Source organism: Marinobacter sp. ANT_B65 (genome assembly GCF_002407605.1).
Lineage (GTDB): Bacteria > Pseudomonadota > Gammaproteobacteria > Pseudomonadales > Oleiphilaceae > Marinobacter.
The window spans coordinates 181,978-201,371 of sequence record NZ_NXGV01000004.1; the positions used below are offsets into that span (position 1 = coordinate 181,978).

Genomic DNA, 19,394 nt, shown 5'->3' on the forward strand with positions numbered 1-19,394 from the left:
GCACCGTGAACATGCATCCTTGTCACATCGACAACATGGATTGAGCTATTCGCTCCATCACTGTCGAGCGCTCACCGGATTTAACAGGGTTGTAAGGCGTGTGGTTAAGGAGGCGCAGATACGCTTTGGCTGAACCATCAGCATTTGGGCGGTCTACATCTACAATATTGAGGCAGGCATGGTCCTGCTCAAGAAACGGCAGAGATGACAGATCCCCGCTCATCAGCCACGAAATCAGAACCCGGTTGACAGCATCATGGCTGGCAATCACAGCGCTCTGCCAGTTCGGATCCTCAAGTAGAGTGCCGAACCATTCGAGAACCCGAGCGCCGAAATCATCCCAACGCTCGCCTCTCAGAAATCCCGCCCCAGGTTTTTGCGACCAGTGGTAAGCTTCGGCCACTTCTGCATCGTATGATTCCGGCGGCATCTGGCTGAGCCGCCCCGCCCGAATCTCTCGCAAAGCAGCAGTTGATTCAGTGGCACAAGAATCTGACCGGCCTGACAGAACCATCTCAAGGGTCTGAATTGCTCTGGGGTAGTCTGAGCTGATGGCTCTGTCGAATGTCACCCCTTGCAGTATGCTGTTCAGCGCCTGCACCTGAGCTTCACCATCAGCAGACAGAGGCACCGACCGGGGGTCCAACGGATGACCTGCCGCATCGAAATAGTTAACGTGTCCGTGCCGGACAAGGTAAAGGCGACGACGCCCTGACCCCTGATAACGGTTCGGGGTTGAGGGCATCAGCGTGTCCCCTCGGATGGAGGTACAACTTTAGGGTTGCTGATCGTCAGCGCGTTCAACACAGCCTTCTGCAAAACCGCCTGCAGCTGCTCCTGTTTTTGCCCGGGGGCATCGAAAGAACCCGCCCGGATCGCGTCTTTCATAGCCTTCCGGGCACTCTCCAGCGATGCTGAATCAATGGCTACAGCCTCTGGCAACACCTCTTTATACGCTGCGACTTCGTCCTGACTTACACCTGCCCCCATCTTCGCCTCGCGTGCCGCGATTCCCATAGCGCTGGCGATCATGCGCACCTCGTAACGCAAATTTTCCGGCACCGACGGAAAGACGTCGTTCATCAGAGTTTCCCGGGCCGCTTCAAGCAACTCTCGTGCATCCGGGCGATTCATGGGTGGCCTCCTGTCAATGTTAAAATATTGTATTCAACCTCGGGCACCAGCCGTCCGGTGAGAGCAAGCTCCAGGGAATGCTGTTTCCCGGAAAGATGTCGCTCTGCCTGCTGAACTGCAACTATGGCCCAACGAACGTGCGCCATAACCTGCCAGTAACGTAGTTCTTCCGGCGATATCTCTCGGGGACACACTTCCGAGTACCCGGCCATAACATCGCTCAGAGCACCAACACCACCGGCAACGTTCTCATTCTTACCGAACCGCCAGCATTTTGCGGTTAGCCAACCCATATCCTCACGCCAATCGCCCCAAGCGGTGAATTCCCAGTCGAGGATGCCCGACACTGCACCTTGATCCACCATGAAATTACCGGTGCGAAAATCCCTGTGAATAAGGCAGGATTCGACCGGCTCAGGCTTGTTCAGGTGCAGCCAGCGCAAACCCCACTCGATAACCGGAAATGCCCAAGGCAGCTCATCCAGAAAACCCAGGTATTGCTCAATAGTTGCCTGAGCCGGATCCGCAACCGGTGCAGGCAGAAAGCCAAGGGTCTGCTGCGGCGGCTTAATGGAGTGCAGCTTCGCCAGATTACGCCCGAGCTCACGGCAAAGAGCCGCCCGGTCTGGCACAAGGGAATCATCCTTGACCAAACGGTGGCCTGCTGCGGTGCCACCAACCGCTTGCATCACAAAAAACTCGCGACCAATAACACCCGGATCTGTGCAGAGCCAGAAAGGCGTAGGTACATCGACGCCAGCTTCGTGGACGGTTTTAAGTACGGCATACTCGTTCGCTCTGGACATACTTACATCCACGGCAGAAAGAGCATCGGTCCGTAAAACCCACCTGTGCTTTCCAGCCTTGGAGCCACCACTTACGTGAACATCCAGCAGCCAGTTTTCCTGAATGGCACCTCCAGAAAGCAACTCCATATTGGTGATAAGCACATCACCCTCCGGCAAAACACCGGACAAATAGCGCTCCAGGCTTTCCTGCCACCCCCAGCGGTCCCCCGCAATACGAAGTTGTGAACTTGAGCCACTCTGTGCAACATCCATCAGATAATCTCTTTTCGCAGATACGTTTCCATGAACTGCTCTTCAGCAAACTCTGGGCCAACAAAGAGATGAGGAAATAAACATAGGGAAATCAATAAAATAAAAAAACCGGAGAAGTAGGCAGGCAATAGACACTTCAGCTCTGAAGCAATCGTGAAACATATAATTTCACTTTTGAAATGATTTTGCTCCAGCTACCATGAACCCATAACCCCACACAACGAAAGACGATCCATGCCTGCAGAATCCCGCAAACCCCGCATCATCGCACTGATCAGCCATCTCACTTTCGACGGACATCCGAGCAAGTTAACGCTGACATTGAATGAAATCCTGCCTCGCTACGAACAACAGGCAGACATACAGATTGTAGAGACGTCAGTCGACAAACTGCTTGCAACGGCCAAGTCCATAGAACAGGAACAGCGCGCTGACATCCTGATCTGCTCCGGGGCATCTGCAGAGTTTTTGCGAAAGAAAATTGCCATCACAATCCTCTCGTTCAGAATGGGTGAGTACGACCTGATCCGCGCCATTAACCTTGCCAGGGAACGCGGCACTAAAGCCGGCATTCTCACGCACCAGCGCACCTTGAAAGAACTTGAGGAAATGTCCTCACTGTTCACTGTGGAAGTATCTCAGGCGGTCTATACCTCGCTACAGGATGCGCGCGAGAAAATTCAGACCTTCGTTGATGAAGGTTATCGGGTAATCATCGGCTCTCCAACCGTCGTCGAACTGGCCGAGGCCGCTGGTGCGGAGGGGGTCTTCGCTATTAATGCTGATGCTGTTCGCCTGACACTCGACGATGCCCTTGCCATTTGCCACAGCCGCACAGCGGAGGAGCAAAAACACCGGCGTATTCATGCGGTCCTGAAAAATCTGAACGAGGGAGTCATTGCGCTAGACGCAACAGGCACGGTCTTTTCAGTAAACACCAGCATGAACACCTTGCTGCAGCCTGACCAGCCAATCTCCATCGGCGATCGCGCCACCGAGCATTTTCCCGACATCGATATAAAAGGGGTATTAACGACAGGGACCTCGATAGAAAGCCGTCTGAGCTCTCGCGGGAGTCAGCGCCTGGCAATCAGCGTCGTCCCTATTATGGAAGAAGGACAAATTGACGGAGCCATACTGACCTGTCAGGAAATACGGGAAATCCAGCGCGCCGAGCGCCGTTTGCGCTCCCAAAGCCGCCCCAGCCACCTCATTGCCAGATATCACTTCGAACAACTGGCAGGAGAGGAACGCTCGTTTCAGCAAGCGGTACACCTGGCAAAACTGTACGCCCACTCCAACTCGACAGTGCTGATTACCGGAGAAAGTGGTACCGGGAAAGAGCTGTTCGCACAAAGCATTCACAACGCCAGCAACAGGCAACAAATGCCGTTCGTCGCGATCAACTGCGCAGCCTTCCCTGAAACTCTGCTTGAGAGCGAATTGTTTGGTTATGACGAAGGTGCCTTTACCGGCACTCGCAAAGGCGGGAAGCCAGGGTTGTTTGAGGCCGCACATAACGGCACTATTTTTCTCGATGAAATTGGCGACATGCCGATTCATCTTCAGACGCGCCTGCTTCGGGTTTTACAAGAACGCCAGGTTCTCCGCCTGGGTGGCTCAGAGCCCACTCCAATCAATATCCGGGTTATTGCAGCCACTCACAGGGACCTACAGCAGGAGATCGCCAACAACCGGTTTCGTGAAGACCTGTTCTACCGACTGAACATCCTCAGAATATCTGTCCCTCCCTTGCGCCAGCGAGCCTCCGACATTCCATCTCTCACCAGGCTGCTGGTCAAAAACCTCGCCGGAGGCAACATAGACCGCGAACAGGCGACCAATGAGATATTAAATACGCTTATGCCCCAGCTGATGAAGCATAAGTGGAGCGGCAACATTCGCGAGCTCGAAAACCTGATAGAGCGAGCTTTCCTGATGAGTCAGTTCCCTGAGGAATCGCAACCACTTGAAGCCCTGTTTCCAGAGCTGTTCTCTATGCCAACGGAGCTCCGTTCAACCTTGAGCGTCCCGAAGGAAAGCCTGCAGGATTTCGGCAAAGCCGCCGAGATAACGCTCATCCAGGAAACTCTGGACGCTCACAATGGCGATATGACGAAAACAGCAAAAGCACTTGGCATTAGCCGCTCCACCCTCTGGCGCAGGCTTCGTCAGCCTCATGCCAAGAACCAAAAATGAAACGCATGACCAAAAAAATGAAACGCGCATTTCAATTTTGAAACAAAGCAAACTCTGACAAACCTCCTCCCTTATGGGCTCCTGCCCCACCAATCACGGGTTTCAAAGCGCAACAGCAAACGGGCATACATTTTGCTGTATTCGATCTCAAGTATCTATTCATCGTCCCGTGGCACGTGAAGCCGCCCTGATTAAAACAAAAACCGGAGTCCTGTCTTGAAAGGTTTAATGATGGATGCCCCTCTGAGCATCAAAACAATAATGTCCCATGCGGAAATGATCGCCGCAGATACCAAGCTCATTTCCCGCAGTGCAGATGGCGACATATCCAGACTGACATACAGACACGCCTTCGTTCGGGTAGCTAAACTGGCAAACGCTCTGGATCGCCTGGAACTGGACCCCGAAGCAAGAGTAGGCACTCTTGCCTGGAACGACCACAGGCATTTCGAACTGCACTACGCTATTCCCTGCACTGGCCGCATCTGTCACACCATCAACCCGAAACTGTTCCCGGAACAGGTCAGATTTATTATTAACGATGCACAGAACGAAGCGCTGTTTATTGACCCGGAATTCATCCCGATGATCGAAGCCATGCGAGATCATCTTCCGTCAGTAAAACACTGGATAGCGCTATGTACGGCCAATAACCTGCCTCAGAGCACATTACCGAATCTACAAGCCTATGAAAGCCTGCTGAACCGGGAACAGGAAAGCTATGACTGGCCTGTTCTGGATGAAAACCGCGCCAGCAACCTGTGTTATACATCAGGCACCACGGGCGACCCAAAAGGCGTACTGGGGAGTCACCGAAGCATTGTTTTGCAGTGCATGTCACAGAACATGGCGAGCCAACTGGGCCTTACATCCGAAGACGTTGTAATGCCTCTGGTCCCTATGTTCCACGTTAATGCCTGGTGCATGCCATACAGCGCCCCCATGGCTGGAGCGGCGCTGGTCCTGCCTGGTCCACAGGTATCGGACGCACAGGCGATGACTGACCTTATCAACCAGGAACAGGTTACTTTCTCACTCGCCGTTCCGACACTCTGGAGTGGCATTAACCAGTTCCTGAATGCCACCGGCACTCGCATCCCAAGCCTCAACAGAGGCGTTATCGGGGGAGCTGCAGGCGCATTAAAGCTGTATGAAGAAATGGATCGCCATGGTGTCAGACTGGAAAACGGCTGGGGTATGACAGAACTCAGCCCCATCGGAAGCTACAACCGCTACTTACCTCAACACGATCAACTCCCCGACGATGCCCGGGCAGACCAGCGCCTGAAATCCGGCCGTCCATTATTCGGCATACAGATGCGAATCGTTGATGAAGACGGGAACACCCTGCCTCATGACGGAGAAACCACCGGCGTTCTGGAAATCCGTGGTCCGTGGGCATGCAGCGCCTATTACGGAAAACCCCGAGAGCATGACTGGTTCAATACCGGCGACGTAGCGACTATTGATCCCTTGGGTTATATGCGCATCACAGACCGGGTGAAAGACGTCATCAAATCCGGAGGGGAATGGATCAGCTCCATCGAAATTGAAAATGCAATCATGGCACACCCCGGGGTTCGCGAGGCTGTCGTCATCGGCGTTGCTCATCAGCACTGGAGTGAGCGACCTCTCCTCGTTGTTGTACCTGAAGAGTCTTATCCCTTACTAACTCCTGAGCAGCTATTGAGCTTCCTTGAAGGGAAGATCCCCAAGTGGTGGATACCGAACGCCTGCGAGTTTGTTGACACCCTGCCCCATACCGCCACCGGCAAAGTGAGCAAGAAAATGCTGCGCGAAAACTTTAACCGCTATCAGTGGGCCTGACGCCTCACGACCAGATTGCAGAACGACCCCATTAAAATAATAGAGAACGCTATGAATCCTCTAAGAATCATTGAAACGTTCAATCTGATCGTCGGAAAGCTATTCAGCTTTTTCGTATTCATAGGTATGGCTATCGTAGTTTACGAGGTCATCGCAAGATACGTCTTCAACGCGCCGTCGGTGTGGGCTCCGGGTTACACACAGCGTGTATTTGCAGCCTACTTCATCCTGATCGGCGCCTACACCCTGATAAAAGGCGGGCATGTACGAGTCGATGTTCTGCTGAATACCCGGTCACCCCGGTGGAATGCCTTTGCGGACATGATCAATTATGTGGCTCTGGCTATATGGACTACGGCCCTGACCTACGAGGCCTGGTTTTACTTTTTGGATGCCTGGGAGTTTAACGAATTAGACGCCAGTGCTTTACGCCACCCTATGTGGCCGGTGAATCTGGCTCTCCTCATCGGGACAGCTCTCATTCTGATCCAGGGCCTGAGTGGCCTTGTGGCATCCACAATTCAGTTCATCAATCCAAAACAACAAAACAAAGGGTAAGTCCATGTCACCAGAACTTTTAACCGCTGGTATGTTTGGTCTTCTGCTCGCCTTTATCATAGCTGGCGTGTCGCTCGCTTTCGCTCTGGGTGCAGTCGCTACTATTTTTATATTGATCATGAACGGTACAGGCGGCCTGTTTCCTATTCTGTCTGCCACTTTTGCCAGTATGTGGTCGATCTCACTTGCCGCCATCCCTTTGTTCGTCATGATGGGGATATCGCTCGGAAAGTCGAAAATAGCGACAGATCTGTACCGGGCATTTTATCTCTGGTCCGGAAAAGTTAACGGCGGGCTGCTGGTGGGCACCACTGGTTTCGCTTCCCTTCTTTCTGCCATGACCGGCAGCTGCGCGGCTTCAACACTCACTACAGGCATGGTGGGAATGCCTGCCATGGAAAAGCACGGCTATGATAAAAAACTCGTGCTTGGCACGATCGGGGCTGCAGGCACCCTCGGCATTCTGATCCCTCCCTCCATTACATTGATAGTTATCGGTATGAGTACCGGGCTTTCGATCGGCAAGCTGTTCATGGGCGGGTTAATTGCAGGACTGGGAATGCTGGTTGTCATTCTTGGATATGTCATTGTGACGGCGAACCTGCAGCCCGAAAAAGCGCCTGCTTCAGCTGAAAGCGTCCCCATGAAGGAGAAAATTCGCTCGCTGCGCTCCATTATCCTTCCAATTGCCATTATTTCAGTGGTGCTGCTGTCAATATTCCTGGGCATGGCAACGCCAACGGAAGCTGCAGCCGTAGGCGCCGTTGCAGTTTTAGCCGCAATCGCCATGCGGGGCGAGCTTAACTGGGGTTTTATAAAAGATGTCAGTTATTCAACAGCCACAATGAGCGGCATGGTTATATGGATCATTTTTGGCGCCAGCGCGTTTGTCTCCGTTTATTCAGCTGCCAACGGCATCAACTTTGTGCAGTCATTTCTGTTATCTCTGGAGATCTCTCCCTGGCTTCTTATTTTGGTCATGCAGGGCGCCGGATTCATTCTTGGAATGTTCCTGGATCCCATCGGAATTATCCTGCTGGTGATGCCTATTTTCATGCCAGTGGTAGTCCAGCTTGGCTTCGACCCCATCTGGTTCGCAGTTATCTTTCAGCTGAATCTATGTGTGGGTTATATATCACCGCCCTTCGGATATAACATTTTTTATCTCAAAACCCTAAGCCCACAAACCCCTATTCTGGACCTTTATAAAAGTGTGTTGCCCTACGTTGTACTAATGATTCTTTTCGGAATCTTTCTCCTCATGTTTCCTTCCATCCTGACGGAAGGCGTGAACTTACTTACTAAAGCCTGATACCTATTACAACAACGAGAGAAACTGACATGAAAGATACAAAGACAATAAACCGCCGTAAATTTTTGTCCACAGGCACCGCTGCTGCAGCTACCGTCGCGGCAGCCGGCTTCGCTGCGCCAGCAGTAATCGCCTCTCCCAAACAGAAAATCAAATGGAAGATGCAGACTCACTGGCCTACCGGCAACTGGTATTACGATCCCATCTTCAATGGATTGGCCCGCCGCATCGAAGAAGCTACTAACGGTGAGCTTGAGATCGAAACGCATCAACCCAACTCCATAGTATCTACTGGAGATGTTCTGCGAGGGGTCCGTCGCGGAACACTGGACGGCGCACTTATTTATCCCGCGTACTGGGTTGGAGACATTCCAGCAGCAGGCCACCTCAACGGTAATTTCGGAACTTGGGATTCCATTGAGGAAATGCAATTTTTCATGCATGACATGGGCGCACTCAACATTATCCGTGAAGCCTATGCCACTCGGGGAATTTATCAGGTAGGCCCGATTTCGAACGGTGGCACTGCCATCTACAGCAACAAGCGCATTGAAACACCAAAGGATTTTGAAGGTTTCAAAGTTCGCTCAAACGGCAGTTCCGCGCAAGTATTTGAAAAAATGGGTGCAGCCCCCGTTTCTATCAGCGGAGGCGAACTCTATCAGGCCCTTCAGACTGGCGTGGTCGATGGTGCACACTGGGGTGGAGTCTCTGCCGGATGGGGGATGAACCTGCAGGAGGTAAACAAATATATTATTCAGCCGAACCTCGCATCTCATCAAAACAGTGAAGTATTTGTCTCCCTGAAATCGTGGAACAAACTGGGAGCAGACTTCAAAAAAGTCATTGAAGATGCTGTTCTGGCAACACACCTCGAAGCCGCCGGAATGTTCATGATGAAAGATCTGCAGCGAATGCAGGAATTCAAGACCGAATACAACGGGGAAATTGTTCAAATGAACAGCGAAGCCGTAGCAATGCTCCGCACGAAATCTCTCGAGGTGGTCGACGAATTATCCAACCGCGACCCGGAATACTCAGGAAAAATTGGTGCCCTTTTGCGAGAGTTTATGCAGCTCACCGGCAAGGTATAAAAAACTCTGGCTAGTGGCTGAGCAGCACTCTGCCCTCGGAAAATCACCGAGGGCGCTCAGCCGGTACAGTTATAAAAAAGAATGTCTGCTTTTGGCACCTTACTCATGCTCAAAACCACACTTTCCTGAAAACTGTAGTGGCCAACCAATCCCGGACAGTATTTCAAGATTTCACTCAGAAGCAACAAGCGCAATTCCCCCCCCCCTTGAATGCATGAGGTCGCTGCCGGTTGTAGTAGTCCACCCAATAGCCACTGACCTGCATCCAACAAACTCTGAACATGCCACGTAATAAGCTCGTAACATGCTTGTAGCACAATCTGGTGTATACCAAAGGAGTGCTTCATGCTTGCAGTTTTCGATCTCGATGAAACCCTGATTCGGGGGGACAGTTCACAACTGTTCACTGAGTTTCTCCGCGCAGAAAATATTGACACCAGCCCCGATTCCGAAGCCAGGGGCAGAGTCTTCATGAGGGCTTATAACAATGGCCACATGGATCTGCAGGATTACATGGAATTCAGCCTGGCCCCGATACGGGGTTGGCAGCGCGATCAGGTGCAGGAGCTTATTGACCGGTTCGTCACCAAGGTGATTCCGCCACGCATATTACCAACAGCCCAGGAACGGGTGGCCTGGCACAAGGCACAGGGGCATGATGTGTTGGTCATCTCCGCAACGGGAGAACACCTGGTATCACCCATCGCCCGACACCTCGGCATTGATGACGGTATAGGTGTTCAGGTGGAGTGGCACAACAACAGTCTCAAAGGCACCATAGGATCCCGACGCCCTTTCAGAGGCGGTAAAGTGTCTGCCCTGGAGGAGTGGATTGCAGCCCGGCAGGCCAGCCCCGAGAAAGTCTGGTTCTACTCAGATTCCCACAACGACCTTCCTCTTTTAAACGCTGTGGACTATCCCGTAGCAGTGAACCCTGACCCGATTCTGGAGGACTACGCCCAGCAACAGGGTTGGCTTATTTTTATCGATGAAGTGGCGCTGGCATGACCCTTCGCCACCTCAACCTCGCAAGAGCAGAACTTCTCGTTTCCTGCAAAGAGGCAGGTCAAACCATTATCCCAGCACCACCAGCAACAGGCCTGCAAGAATGGTCAACACACCTGCAATTTTGGGCGGGTGCAAGGGTTCCTCAAGAAAATACCAGCCCAGCACAACTCCGATAGGAATGCTGACCTGCCTGAACGCCACCACGTAACTGACATCATCTGCATAGGCCATGGCCCAGACAACCAATACGTAAGTGCCAAGGATAAGCACTCCCGCCGCTAAGGTACTGCGCCAGTTCGCTGCCAGTTGTCGAAGCAGGCGGCGTTCGGTTTTCTGAAAGCTCAGGCCGATGCTGAGCCAAACCAGTGCTGACCACGCCTGGAGGATCACAAACACCAGGGCCACCTCAGCATCCAGGGCAATTCTGTCGAGCAAATTCCGCATTCTCTCCGTCGCGGCATCGTCGATAATTGAATATCCGGCAGTGCTGGCTGCAGCCAGAAGGGCATAGAGTGTGGCAAGGTTTCGATAGTTGGCCAGACGGAAATCCCGGAGCCGTTGCATTGGCAGGACGATGCACCCAGCCACAATCAGTAGGATACCGACAACAGCCGCGCTGGTGATGGTATCGGCTGTTCCCAGGAAAAGGGTCCCGACCAGCATGATTAGCAGAGGCGAAGACCGTGCCAGAGGGTAAACCACCGACAGCTCGCCATGGCGATAGGCCGCCGCCAGTGCGCTGAGGTAGGTAGCCTGAAAAAAACCAGTCGCGATGACCAGCCACCAGATACCCGAGTCCAGCTTCTGCACCAGAGGAAAGTAATACACCAAAAGCGGCAGGGTCAGGAGCGCGCCCCAGAGGGTGCTATACCAGAAAAACGCTCCACTGGGGCTGACTTTCTTGCCAAACAGGTTCCAGCCGGCATGTGCCAGAGCGGACACAAGAACGATGACTATGGCTGTGGAAGTCATTAATTTTCAGGCTGCTCGTTCATTCCGTGCCCTGTCGCCATGACCGCGTTGAACGGTCTACCCAGAAACGCAGTAACCCCTGGATGAACTTTGCCACGGCGCAGGTGGCCGTAATCAGGATGGCCATTGCTGCGGCCGGGGCGATGTCTCCGGCCTCGTCCATGTTCAGCACCGCTACCGACGCCAACTGGGAGTCATGGCCGTAAAGGAACACAACCGCCGAGACCGTGGTCATCGCATTCACGAACAGATACAGCGCGACATCCAGGATCGCGGGCAGGCACAGGGGCAAGGTAACTGTGAACAGCACTCTCCACCGGGACGCATTGAGAGACTCCCCTACCGCCTCGAATTCCTGGTCCAGTTGCTTCAACGCCGTTACCGCAGTGAGATGGGAGACCGCATAGAAGTGCGTGATGGTACACAGCATCAGGATGAACAGGGTGCCATAGATCCCGTTGATCGGATTGTCCGGATGATTGAAGAAGAAGATGTAGGATAGCCCCAGCACCAGGCCGGGAACGGCCAAAGGCAGGAGCGACAGGAACTGGAATAGTCCGGTCAGAAAGCGGGGTTGCTGTGTCCGCTCCATCAGCCAGGCGTTGAAAAAGACCAGTATGGTTCCAATCACCATAGTGCCCAGGGCCATCTGCAGGCTGTTGCCGTAGGCTCCCCACCCACCTCCGTCCATGCGGCCGAACTGGTAGTTGTTCAGACTCAAGTCCAGATTGTATGGCCAGAAGGTAACGAATGACGCGTAGATGGCCATGCCTATGATGGCAAAAATGAACACCAGCGTCGGTGTCAGCATCAGCGCCCCGACAGCGTCGCGCTTACGATCCTGGCTGGGCTTGTAAGGCACTGATCTCGCGGTGAAGGTTGCTGACTGTTTGCGCTGTACATAGCGATCGGCAATGAAGGCCAGCATGGCCGGCAGCAGTAACAACACACTGACCACCGCGCCCATCTCGAATTTCTGCTGCCCGATCACCTGTTTGTAGATATCCGTGGCAAGTACATCAAACTGCCCGCCGATAACCTTGGGCACGCCGAAATCCGTAATCACCAGCGTAAAAACAACGAATGCAGCGCTCACCAGCCCATAGCGGGCTCCGGGCACCGTTACTGTCCAGAAAGTTCGCCAGGGGCCGGCCTTCAATGCAGTAGCGGCTTCGTAATGACGACCATCGGCATTGCCCATCGCCGTCAGCAGAATCATCAGGGCGTGGGGGAATGTCCAGAAACAGGAGCCCATAATTATGCCAACAGGGCCATAGATCTCAGCCCCAAAGAGCCAGTCTTTTAACACTCCCTGATTACCAAACAGGTATATCAGGCTGATTGCGGGCAACAGCGATGGCGCCAGAATCGGTAACACCAGCACACCCCGAATCCACCCGGTGAATGGCAGACGTGTACGGGTTAACGCCCAGGCCGCCATAAACGCCAGGAAGACCACAACCAGGGTACTGAGCCCAGCCACCCACAGGGAATTGAAGAACGCGGATTCGATACCACCGGAACTCAGGTAGTGGGTAAAGTTTTCCAGCCCGACAAACTCACCGGCTTTGTTCTCGACACTCTTTGAAAGCAGGGTGTACAGGGGAGCAAGCACAAGCAGCGTCAGAATGGCGCAACCGGCTACCAACAGCATAGAAAACACCCAGCGGCCGGCAAACTTCCGGCGTAATTCAACCAGGACTGGCCAGTTGCGTGTCGCCGGCGTCGGAAGTACGTGAGAATCAATCATGGAACGCTTACCAGGGTCATACTCAGGCATTCGGAACTCCGCAGCTCTCAGGCTGCGAAACAATGCAGGGCGTCAGAAGGCAGGTTGAGGCAGATAGCGCCGCCAACGCACAAGCCAAGACGTCGCGCGGATCGTGGGTCCACATCCACAACCAGATCCAAATCAACGTCATTCAGGCGAATATGAGTACGGATGAAAGCCCCCAGATAATCCAGTGCCCGGACCTCTCCTTCCCACTCTCCGGCGCCACAGGGTAACAGGTGAACATCCTCCGGCCGGATAGCCAACCGCACCGCGCCTTCAGCGGAAGGCAAGGGCCGCACCAAGTCCAGCTCACGATTCCCGACCTTCACCCGCTGTCCATTTAATGGCGCGCTGTCGATGAAATTCATTGCTCCGATGAAGGATGCAACGAACGCTGATGCGGGTTGCTGATAGATCTCCACCGGAGTTCCTACCTGCTCGATAACGCCGTTGTTCATGACCACAACACGATCAGCCATCGCCAGCGCCTCTTCCTGATCGTGGGTCACCATGATAGTGGTGACACCCAGCTGTTTTTGTAGGTTGCGAATCTCGCTGCGCAGATGATGGCGCACTTTGGCGTCCAGTGCCGACAAGGGCTCATCAAGCAGCAACAACCCAGGCGAAGGCGCCAGTGCCCGCGCCAATGCAACACGTTGCTGCTGGCCACCGGACAACTGAGCGGGATACTTCCGGGCATGATCTTCAAGCCCAACCAGGTTCAACAGTTCGTCCACCCGACTCCGAACCCTGGCTTTTGGCATGCCGATGCTGCGCAGGCCATAGGCTATGTTGTCGGCGACCGTCATATTCGGGAACAACGCGTAAGACTGAAACACAATGCCGAAATCACGATCTCTGGGCGGTTTCAGGGAAATGTCCGTGTCACCTTGATGGAGTATCCCCCCACTCTGGCACTCAAGCCCCGCAATGATGCGAAGCAGGGTGGTCTTCCCACACCCTGATGGCCCAAGAAAACACACCAGTTCGCCTGGCTCGATGATGAGATCAATGTTTTTCAGTGCACAAAAATCACCGAAGAACTTGTCGACTCCCTGAATTTCGAGACGGCTCCCCTGGGTTTTCTGGCTCATGTTACCCCCTGCTTTTGAATCATCCGGCCAGGTGCCCGAAACCGGGCACCGCCTCGACTTGTCCGGCCCAATGCCGGTCCGTCAACTCACTTTGCTTCGGATTTACCGTCGTAACGACGCGCCCACTCGGACAGAATGGCTTCGCGGTTACTGGCCGCCCAACCAAAGTCGTTATCGATGATCAGCTCGCCTGCATTTTCCGGAAAATGCTCGACCGGCTGCGCCACACCTGGCATGCCCACAATGGCATAGCCCTCGTTATACATTTCCATGGCCTGACGGGTGATGGACCAATCTACCAGCGTTTGCGCCGCTTCCATTTTGTCCGTGCCATCCACAATTGCAGTCGCTTCTACTTCCCAACCCAGTCCTTCTTTCGGGAAAACCAGTTCCAGGGGAGCACCTTGCTCCTTAAGGCGGGCACCACGGAAGGCAAATGAAACCCCAATAGTGGTTTCACCAGAAGCCGCCATCTTGCAAGGCTTGGAACCTGAGTGCGTATAGCGGTTGATGTTCTTGTGAAGCCCATCCATGAACGTCCAGCCTTTATCTTCTCCCATCAACTGGAGCCAGGCAGAGACATCCAGAAAGCCGGTACCAGATGAATTGGGGTTCGGCATAACCACGTGCCCCTGATACACCGGCTTAGCCAGATCCTGCCAACTGGCAGGCATTGGCAGGTTATTTTTCTCTGCTTCAATGGTGTTCACACAGATCGCAGCCATCCACGCATCCATGCCGACCCAGGACGGTGTCTCATCGCTGTCACGGAACTTCGGAGACAATTCCTCAAGCCCTTTCGGTGCGTATGGGACCAGCATTCCCTCATTCTTCAGCAGCAACAGGCTTGTGCCTGCCAACCCCCAGACCACATCTGCCCGCGAATTCTGCTTTTCCGCCAGCAAACGAGCAGTAACAACACCTGTAGAGTCGCGAATCCAGTTAATCTTGATGTCCGGATGGTCCTCATTGAAGCGCTCGGCGTACTTCGCAAGATCCTCTGCTTCAACCGCGGTATATACGGTCAGTTCAGTCTGTGCATTAGCGTTGACGGCTATGGCCAACGTGGTCAAGGCAAGGGCTTTCTTCAGGTGTTTCACGTAACTCTCCTTTTGCAGGCTCAGGTTAAAGCGCACTTTACTGGTCTATACCAGTTTCTGTATCCCCAACCACCTTAGGTCTATTTGATTGCAAAAACGTGACAGCAATGTGACGTATCCATGGACATTGCTTACGGACACTCACCCGCTTGCAGACGACAACCAATCTCGGCGAGCACTTTCGGCAAATCCGCTATGGAATCGATCACATAGTGAGCCGCAGACGTCGCCATAACACTATGTCCACGAGCCAGGGTTTCTGCTCTATCAGTGTCGCTAAGAGCAGAAAGCTGCTCTTCGCTGAGGCCCACCGCATTCCCTGACGCCACCACCGCCACCGTCCACATGCCTGCGTTCAAGCCTTCCTCGATTCCCGTAGTGGTATCGTCAACCTTTACGCAGCCCTGCACGGCACTAACACCGAGTTCAATCGCATTTTTCATGCTCATATGAGGGGCAGGCCTGCCCTGGGGCACTTCTGTAGCGACAACAACACTCTCCGGCTCGAATCCCTGGGCAACCAGCTCTGGCAGCATTACATCCACCATTTCGCGGCTATAACCCGTATTCACACCAAGCTTTATACCCTCATCCCGCAGCCAGTCCTGAAGTTCAATAGCCCCTGGAATCAACCTGGAGCGTTCGGCAATGGCTGCCGTCTGGAGCGGCAGGAAGGCGCCGTAAAGTCGATCGATATCAGCCGTGTCCGGCGCCTTTCCGAAAAGGCTGCTCCACTGTTTACCTATTCGGGGCATCGCCAGAAGGCGACGAATATGTTCACGCTTTTCTGTGCCCATAGGCTCACGGGCTTCCGCTTCAGACAGGTCGATACCCTCAGCTTCAAACAGTTTCAGAAACGCCTGGATAGGCGCCAGTGATCCAAAGTCCACGCAGGTGCCAGCCAGATCCATAATTACCGCCTGAAGCGGCCCGGTATAACGACGGGTGTAGGTATACATAAAACTCTCCTTTTGGGATTCAGACGGTTTCGAGGTTGTCAGGAGCTGCGACAGGTGCCGGAACAGGCACCTGAAGGCCAAGTTCACGGCAGGCCTCAGCGATGGCAGTCACGACCGCATCCATCTGTTCATCATGGAGCTGGCCAATACAGCCCACCCGAAAGCTGTCAGCAACGGTGAGTTTGCCGGGGTAGATGAGAAAGCCCCGGGCCTTGATCGCATCGTAAAAGCGATGGAATTCAAATGCCGGACTGTTCGGAGCCAGAAAGGTGGTTATGATGGGAGACAACCACTCATCCGCGAGCAAAGTCTCAAAACCGAGTTCACGAAGGCCGGCAACCAGGCGATCCCGATTGCGGCTATAACGATCCAGGCGACCAGTCACGCCGCCCTCAGCTTCGTGTTCACGCATGGCCTGGAGAAAGGCGGCGACCACATGGGTAGGCGGGGTGTAACGCCACTGACCGGTTTTCTCCATGTATCGCCACTGATCATGCAGATCGAGAGACAAGCTATGGCACTGGCCGCCTGAAGCCGACAAGAGTTCCCGTTCGACAATCGCGAAACCAAAACCCGGCACACCCTCAAAGCATTTGTTGGCAGAGGACACCAAAGCGGCACAGGGCAGTTCAGCGACATTCACTGGAAGCGCCCCAAAGGCACTCATGCTGTCGATGATCAGCCGTTTTCCTGCCTGGCGACATACCCCGGCGATTTCCTGGATCGGATTGAGGATGCCGGAGCTGGTTTCACAGTGAACGACCACCACCTGCTCAACTTCAGGGTTCTCTTTCAACGCAACAGCAACCTCGTCACCGCGAGGCGGATGGTAATCACCCTTATCAATCGCTATGTATGGGCGCCCCAGCATGTCGAGAATTTTACCGATCCGTTTCCCGTAGGCACCGTTCATCAGCACCAGGGTTGTACTGGCTGGAGGAATCACCGTTCCGAGTGTGGCCTCCACTGCAAAGGTTCCGCTGCCCTGCATGGGCACGCAGACATGGCTGGCGCTGCCACCAGATACCTCAAGCAGCCGCTCACAAATTTCGGCTGTTACACTATTGAAGTCGCCATCCCAGGACCCCCAATCATGCAACATGGCCTGTTTAACGGTGAGACTGGTGGTCAATGGACCAGGAGTGAGTAGATAGGGCTCTTTTGGGGTCATGCGGCTCTCCTTTGAGATTAACCTGTGCGTTTCCGGGCGCGAGCCTCGGCACAGCGGCGGATGAAATCAGGGCTGTAGGAATCGATATCGCCGAAGCGATCCAGGCGGAACGGCTCGGGGGGCACAAATGGGCTCTGGTTGGTGGCCAGTTCAGCAATAAGCCGGCCGATACCTCCGGACATGCCGACTCCCCCTCCGGAACAGCCGGTAGCGGCGATGAAACCGTCAATACCCGGCATGGGGCCCAGAAGTGCAAAACCATCGGGTGTGTAGCTGGACACATTGCTGACGTAATGGGCCAGCCGTAGCTCGTCCAACACAGAAAGCTGACATCGAAGCGCTTCATAGCCGCTTTCAAGCGCAAGCTCGCCAGTCGGGTCGGTATCGAAACGAAAGCCTTGGAGGTTGTCCGGCAAGGTTGCAGGGTGTGCCACGACCGATTGCTGGTCGCGCAACCCGAAGAGCAACCCACCCACTTCCGGACGAGCGTAGGCGCCACTGTCAGGCAGAATAGTCATCGGGCCATGTGTGGAAATTTTCGGGTGCGGCGACGATATCCAGTAATGGCTGCGAACGGGCGCCATGCCAAGGTGGATCCCCGCCTGCATCGCCAGCGCAGTACTCCAGGGGCCAGCTGCGTCAATCACTGTTCCGGCAGAAATCGTCTCACCATCGGCGAGGCGCACTCCCGTAACCGTCGAACTTTGTTGCAGGAGTTCGCTGACCTCTCGCTTCAGGAGAAAACGGGTGCCTTTGCGCCTGGCCTCGGCAGCATAGGCCTGGCAGAGGGTGTAGGGGTCAATGTAGCCATCATCCGGCAGCCATAAAGCTGAAGCATCAGGCGTCAGCTCAAGCCAGGGAGCCAGCCGCATGGCTTCATCCGCGCTGATCCGTTCCGCCAAGACACCGGCATCCTCTGCCCTTTGCGATGTTTGCTCGATCTGTCTCCGACCTTCCGGTTTAGCAGACACTTGCAAACTACCCACTCTTTTCAGGGGTAACTGCTCGCCAAGGTAGCTTCCCAGCTCGTCAATCGCCCGGAAGGTTTCCATCACCATATCCGTCAGCACCCGGTGGGGGCGAACCCGGGTCAGCAACGCCGCTGCGTGGCTGGTGGTTTGTTCGCCAAGCCCGTGGCGTTCGACAACGACAATGCCAAGGTTGGGGGTCTGGCTCAGATACCGGGCTATGGCACATCCAAGGATGCCGCCACCGATAATCACAACATCCGGATGATTGATTGTGGACATGATTGTTCCTTGCTTTACTGGTATATACCAGTTTGGCAAGAAACTGTGACTGTTTTATGAAAGGCTGATGACAGTCTGGAATCGTCGTGTTGAGTGCTCAGTAAACCTCGACCTGAATACTCAATGCATCGTGTAGCCAGAACTCCTCGTCAAATTCCACAAAGCCACCTTCAGCGTCGCGACTGCAACGGGTGACGTAGAGCCCCGCAGTGCCGATAGTCACGCCAAGCGCGTTCGCCTGCGGGCCAACAAGTGCTGTCGGGTACATTTCAATATGCTTCCCCTGCAACTCTACTTCGTATTGTTCTCGCAGCAGTTTCCAAAGTGAGCGATTGAAATCATAGGTTTCAATGGCGGGCAGGCGTTTCGGGTTCAGGTAAATGTTCTCGACCAATACAGGGCGACCGTCAATCTGCCGTCGCCTGCGGAGCCATACAATTGGATCGCCGACTGCCAGGCCGGTTTTGGTCGCAAGCCAGGCATTGATTTCGGTAGGTGTGACATCCAGGGTTTCCGTAGCAGGAATACGCCCCTGTGAGATAACGTTTTCGGAGAAACTGTAATCCTGGGTAGGCTTGTATATCAGTCGTGGTGGCGAAACAAACCAGCCTCGCCGATTAGAACGGAATATCCGTCCTTCCGCCTCAAGCTGGGCCAGCGCGAGCCGGGCCGTTACACGTGTGGTACCGTGCTCATCAGCGAGGATCCGCTCAGAGGGCAAACGGGTATTTGGCGTTAACGATCCTTCCTCTATCCGGACCGCCAGCTGATCCCGCACTCTCATGTAGAGAGGCGAGTTGCCTTCCCCGACCAACCGCTCTTGCATTCTCTCGCTCCTCAGCTGAACAAAACCAGTTACAATAGGACCGCAAAGTGACGCC

Annotated in this window: 17 protein-coding genes; 6 read left to right on the forward strand and 11 right to left on the reverse strand. The window is 54.1% G+C overall.

From position 1 onward, the window contains the following. Positions 1 to 22: 22 nt before the first annotated feature. From CPA50_RS16960 to CPA50_RS16970, 3 genes are read right to left on the reverse strand one after another with little or no spacing between them, the layout of a single operon-like run. Positions 23 to 745: a histidine phosphatase family protein gene (locus CPA50_RS16960; protein ID WP_096783711.1), complete on the reverse strand. Its 723-nt coding sequence runs from the start codon at positions 743 to 745 to the stop codon at positions 23 to 25. Then, the gene (locus tag CPA50_RS16965; protein ID WP_096783712.1) at positions 745 to 1,134 is read right to left on the reverse strand and encodes a DUF6285 domain-containing protein; all 390 of its coding nucleotides are present in this window, start codon (positions 1,132 to 1,134) and stop codon (positions 745 to 747) included. The genes CPA50_RS16960 and CPA50_RS16965 overlap by 1 nt, the downstream gene beginning before the upstream one ends. Continuing rightward, the gene (locus CPA50_RS16970) at positions 1,131 to 2,195 is read right to left on the reverse strand and encodes a phosphotransferase family protein (RefSeq protein ID WP_096783713.1); all 1,065 of its coding nucleotides are present in this window, start codon (positions 2,193 to 2,195) and stop codon (positions 1,131 to 1,133) included. The genes CPA50_RS16965 and CPA50_RS16970 overlap by 4 nt, the downstream gene beginning before the upstream one ends. A 234-nt stretch (positions 2,196 to 2,429) precedes the next feature. On the opposite strand from CPA50_RS16970, the gene prpR reads away from it, so the two are divergent. From prpR to CPA50_RS17005, 6 genes are all read left to right on the forward strand, one after another. Beyond that, complete coding sequence (gene prpR, locus CPA50_RS16975) at positions 2,430 to 4,394, forward strand: propionate catabolism operon regulatory protein PrpR (RefSeq protein WP_096783714.1); 1,965 nt, start codon at positions 2,430 to 2,432, stop codon at positions 4,392 to 4,394. Between the two features lie 216 nt (positions 4,395 to 4,610). After that, positions 4,611 to 6,221, forward strand: a complete 1,611-nt coding sequence (locus tag CPA50_RS16980) for a long-chain fatty acid--CoA ligase (RefSeq protein WP_227519704.1) — start codon at positions 4,611 to 4,613, stop codon at positions 6,219 to 6,221. A 51-nt stretch (positions 6,222 to 6,272) separates the two neighbouring features. Then, positions 6,273 to 6,779: a TRAP transporter small permease subunit gene (locus tag CPA50_RS16985; RefSeq protein WP_096783715.1), complete on the forward strand. Its 507-nt coding sequence runs from the start codon at positions 6,273 to 6,275 to the stop codon at positions 6,777 to 6,779. Further along, positions 6,727 to 8,091: a TRAP transporter large permease gene (locus CPA50_RS16990; RefSeq protein WP_202971779.1), complete on the forward strand. Its 1,365-nt coding sequence runs from the start codon at positions 6,727 to 6,729 to the stop codon at positions 8,089 to 8,091. The genes CPA50_RS16985 and CPA50_RS16990 overlap by 53 nt, the downstream gene beginning before the upstream one ends. 29 nt (positions 8,092 to 8,120) lie before the next feature. Beyond that, positions 8,121 to 9,185, forward strand: coding sequence for a TRAP transporter substrate-binding protein DctP (gene dctP, locus CPA50_RS16995; protein ID WP_096783717.1), 1,065 nt, complete (start codon positions 8,121 to 8,123; stop codon positions 9,183 to 9,185). A 345-nt stretch (positions 9,186 to 9,530) separates the two neighbouring features. Beyond that, a complete protein-coding gene (locus CPA50_RS17005) occupies positions 9,531 to 10,193 on the forward strand; it encodes an HAD family hydrolase (protein ID WP_096783719.1) in 663 nt (220 codons plus the stop codon). Between the two features lie 66 nt (positions 10,194 to 10,259). Here CPA50_RS17005 and CPA50_RS17010 read toward each other — a convergent pair whose 3' ends face one another. The 8 genes from CPA50_RS17010 to CPA50_RS17045 form a co-directional block, all read right to left on the reverse strand. Next, positions 10,260 to 11,165, reverse strand: coding sequence for an EamA family transporter (locus tag CPA50_RS17010; RefSeq protein WP_096783720.1), 906 nt, complete (start codon positions 11,163 to 11,165; stop codon positions 10,260 to 10,262). Between the two features lie 19 nt (positions 11,166 to 11,184). Beyond that, positions 11,185 to 12,945, reverse strand: a complete 1,761-nt coding sequence (locus tag CPA50_RS17015) for a putative 2-aminoethylphosphonate ABC transporter permease subunit (protein ID WP_227519705.1) — start codon at positions 12,943 to 12,945, stop codon at positions 11,185 to 11,187. Positions 12,946 to 12,962: 17 nt separating this feature from the next. Continuing rightward, on the reverse strand, positions 12,963 to 14,033 hold the full coding sequence (locus tag CPA50_RS17020; protein WP_096783721.1) for a putative 2-aminoethylphosphonate ABC transporter ATP-binding protein: 1,071 nt from the start codon (positions 14,031 to 14,033) through the stop codon (positions 12,963 to 12,965). A gap of 86 nt (positions 14,034 to 14,119) precedes the next feature. Continuing rightward, on the reverse strand, positions 14,120 to 15,124 hold the full coding sequence (locus CPA50_RS17025; RefSeq protein ID WP_413772177.1) for a putative 2-aminoethylphosphonate ABC transporter substrate-binding protein: 1,005 nt from the start codon (positions 15,122 to 15,124) through the stop codon (positions 14,120 to 14,122). 140 nt (positions 15,125 to 15,264) lie between these two features. Further along, positions 15,265 to 16,092, reverse strand: a complete 828-nt coding sequence (gene phnX / locus CPA50_RS17030; protein ID WP_096783723.1) for a phosphonoacetaldehyde hydrolase — start codon at positions 16,090 to 16,092, stop codon at positions 15,265 to 15,267. 19 nt (positions 16,093 to 16,111) lie between these two features. Beyond that, positions 16,112 to 17,263 carry a 2-aminoethylphosphonate--pyruvate transaminase gene (locus CPA50_RS17035; RefSeq protein ID WP_096783724.1) on the reverse strand — a complete coding sequence of 384 codons (1,152 nt, stop codon included), beginning with the start codon at positions 17,261 to 17,263 and terminating at the stop codon, positions 16,112 to 16,114. Positions 17,264 to 17,280: 17 nt separating this feature from the next. Then, entirely contained in the window at positions 17,281 to 18,513 is a 1,233-nt protein-coding gene (locus CPA50_RS17040) for an NAD(P)/FAD-dependent oxidoreductase (RefSeq protein WP_096783725.1), read from the reverse strand. 97 nt (positions 18,514 to 18,610) lie between these two features. Further along, positions 18,611 to 19,339 (reverse strand): UTRA domain-containing protein, encoded by a 729-nt coding sequence (locus CPA50_RS17045; RefSeq protein WP_096783726.1) that lies wholly within the window; start codon positions 19,337 to 19,339, stop codon positions 18,611 to 18,613. Positions 19,340 to 19,394: the final 55 nt, after the last annotated feature.

What these genes read in the sequence shown, in the direction of transcription:
- CPA50_RS16960 (WP_096783711.1), bottom strand. Translation starts at nt 745, where the DNA reads ATGCCCTCAACCCCGAACCGTTATCAGGGGTCAGGGCGTCGTCGCCTT.
- CPA50_RS16965 (WP_096783712.1), bottom strand. Translation starts at nt 1,134, where the DNA reads ATGAATCGCCCGGATGCACGAGAGTTGCTTGAAGCGGCCCGGGAAACT.
- CPA50_RS16970 (WP_096783713.1), bottom strand. Translation starts at nt 2,195, where the DNA reads ATGGATGTTGCACAGAGTGGCTCAAGTTCACAACTTCGTATTGCGGGG.
- prpR (WP_096783714.1), top strand. Translation starts at nt 2,430, where the DNA reads ATGCCTGCAGAATCCCGCAAACCCCGCATCATCGCACTGATCAGCCAT.
- CPA50_RS16985 (WP_096783715.1), top strand. Translation starts at nt 6,273, where the DNA reads ATGAATCCTCTAAGAATCATTGAAACGTTCAATCTGATCGTCGGAAAG.
- dctP (WP_096783717.1), top strand. Translation starts at nt 8,121, where the DNA reads ATGAAAGATACAAAGACAATAAACCGCCGTAAATTTTTGTCCACAGGC.
- CPA50_RS17005 (WP_096783719.1), top strand. Translation starts at nt 9,531, where the DNA reads ATGCTTGCAGTTTTCGATCTCGATGAAACCCTGATTCGGGGGGACAGT.
- CPA50_RS17010 (WP_096783720.1), bottom strand. Translation starts at nt 11,165, where the DNA reads ATGACTTCCACAGCCATAGTCATCGTTCTTGTGTCCGCTCTGGCACAT.
- CPA50_RS17015 (WP_227519705.1), bottom strand. Translation starts at nt 12,945, where the DNA reads ATGCCTGAGTATGACCCTGGTAAGCGTTCCATGATTGATTCTCACGTA.
- CPA50_RS17020 (WP_096783721.1), bottom strand. Translation starts at nt 14,033, where the DNA reads ATGAGCCAGAAAACCCAGGGGAGCCGTCTCGAAATTCAGGGAGTCGAC.
- phnX (WP_096783723.1), bottom strand. Translation starts at nt 16,092, where the DNA reads ATGTATACCTACACCCGTCGTTATACCGGGCCGCTTCAGGCGGTAATT.
- CPA50_RS17035 (WP_096783724.1), bottom strand. Translation starts at nt 17,263, where the DNA reads ATGACCCCAAAAGAGCCCTATCTACTCACTCCTGGTCCATTGACCACC.
- CPA50_RS17040 (WP_096783725.1), bottom strand. Translation starts at nt 18,513, where the DNA reads ATGTCCACAATCAATCATCCGGATGTTGTGATTATCGGTGGCGGCATC.
- CPA50_RS17045 (WP_096783726.1), bottom strand. Translation starts at nt 19,339, where the DNA reads ATGCAAGAGCGGTTGGTCGGGGAAGGCAACTCGCCTCTCTACATGAGA.